The following is a 1991-nucleotide window of genomic DNA, read 5'->3' on the forward strand; positions in this document are numbered from 1 at the left end:
CCCATTGCGCATCGCGCTGGAGGAAAGGTCACATGGCTCAAATCTCAGTGGAAATTATCCGCTTACCCGGCTCACTTCTGCGTGGAAATCTACAGCACAGTAGATCCGATAGATCCTTTTGTGGTTCCAGGGATGCCCCTTCACGTTGCGAAGGTGTAAAAAGCACAGACCAAAGCCCCATGTCTTGCGGGCGTCGGTCAGGCCGACCAGCAGGTCAGCGATCAGTTCATTCTCATCGCTGAGCAACGGGCTGTAGCGATAGCACGTCTCGCTGACGCCAAACGCCCGGCAGGCCAGCGCGACGCTAACCCCCCGGTGTTCCACTGCCTTGGCGGCCATCTCGCGACGCAGAGATGGCCGCGTCACTTTTTTCCAAGGGCTTCCTTCAGCAGATCGGCCTGCATGCTGAGATCTGCAAACATGCGCTTCAGCCGCCGGTTCTCGTCCTCCAAGCTCTTCATCTGGCTGATCATGGACGCGTCCATGCCGCCATACTTCGCGCGCCACTTATAAAAAGACGCGGTGCTCATGCCGTGTTCACGGCACAGCTCGCCAACCGGCACGCCACCTTCGGCCTGGCGCAGGATCGCAAGGATCTGGGGTTCGCTAAATCTCGTCATCTTCATCAGATTCTCCTCAGGTATCTTGCTGAGAAAATTCTACGTCCGCATCCCCTTAGTTTTGGGGAGGATTACCTACTCAACTGCGTATAAGTCGTTCCCATACCGATTCCTCTCGTTAGATAAACTACTGTTTTCTAACAAGAGTCGCACTTGAAAGTAGCGCTCACCCGTGGAATCTCAAGGTACGTTGCGACAGGTCCCGCTATCTCAGTTTCATCAGTTCTTCCCTGAATGCTTCAGTTGGCGTTCTCCATCCAAGGCACTTTCTGGGCGTGCCATTCAAGCGGTCGCAAATCGACTTCATATCTCGATTTGAGAGTGCGGCCACGGGCGCGTCCCTTGGCAGATATCGCCGTGCGCGCTTGTTCAGGTTCTCGACAGATCCCTTCTGCCACGGCGCCTGCGGATCACAGAACCATGCCTCCGTTCCGATCCCTGGCTTGAGTTTACGCCAGTCCCTAAACTCGATCCCACGGTCAAACGTGATCGATTTGCGCGCCAATTGGGGCAGGGGTTCGATCACGCTCATCAGCTTGTTCATCAGGTGCGTTGTGCTGCGGTCGTTGTTGCGGAACAACACGGCAAAGCGCGTCTTGCGTTCGACCAACGAAGCGACATTAGTCTTGCCCTGCGCGCGCTCAAAGATCATCAGATCGCCTTCCCAATCGCCAAATGTCTCACGCGTTTTAACGTAGTCTGGCCGTTCGTGGATTGACCGATCGGGCGGGAAAACAAGGCCACGCGGTGTGCGTCGGCGGCGTGGCTGCCGTTTCTTGCGCCGATGCAGAAGGTGACGAGCCAACTCTTCCGCCTGGCCATCCGGGCCGTAAACATATGCATAGATCGTCTCGTGGCTCACACGCAAAGGTTGGCCATCATATTGCAAACGACCGGCGATCTGTTCCGGTGACCATCCGGCCTCCAGCTGCGTGATCACGTGCTTTCGCAAGTCCACAAACCGCACCAGCTTGCGACGCCGCGCACGCCGAGTCATTGCTGACCGCTGCGCATTCATTCCGTAGTAGCCATTCAGCTTCGGCAACTCATGATCGACGAACCTGTTCCGTTTGATCTCTCGGAACACGGTTGAACGATGCCTGCCGATCTCAGCAGCGATTTTGTCTACCGACATCTTCGCATTCAACATATCTTCAATTGTGCGTCTCTCACGCAAACCTAACTCTGTGTGGGCCATCTTCCGTTCTCCTTGCTTTCCAGCAAGATAGGGGATTTGTCGCAACCCAGTTTATAATGTGCCCCCGCGTACATCCAATGTTGCAACCAAGTTAGAATGTCCCTCGGTGTGCAAAGTAGAAATGTCTCAGGTGCGGTGTTGCAGCATGGCTGGGCAGGGCGGAGACGTCATCT

1 protein-coding gene and 1 pseudogene are annotated in these 1991 nt (G+C 55.5%); both read right to left on the minus strand.

The features are described from left to right. Positions 1-72: 72 nt before the first annotated feature. Positions 73-626 (minus strand): annotated as a pseudogene (locus tag BM131_RS19805) (transposase); the annotation flags it as partial. 199 nt (positions 627-825) lie between these two features. After that, positions 826-1818, minus strand: coding sequence for an IS30 family transposase (locus BM131_RS19810; protein WP_090192192.1), 993 nt, complete (start codon positions 1816-1818; stop codon positions 826-828). Between the last annotated feature and the right edge of the window lie 173 nt (positions 1819-1991).

It is taken from the genome of Loktanella salsilacus, from assembly GCF_900114485.1.
In the GTDB taxonomy this organism is placed as follows: domain Bacteria; phylum Pseudomonadota; class Alphaproteobacteria; order Rhodobacterales; family Rhodobacteraceae; genus Loktanella; species Loktanella salsilacus.

What these genes read in the sequence shown, in the direction of transcription:
- BM131_RS19810 (WP_090192192.1), bottom strand. Translation starts at nt 1,818, where the DNA reads ATGGCCCACACAGAGTTAGGTTTGCGTGAGAGACGCACAATTGAAGAT.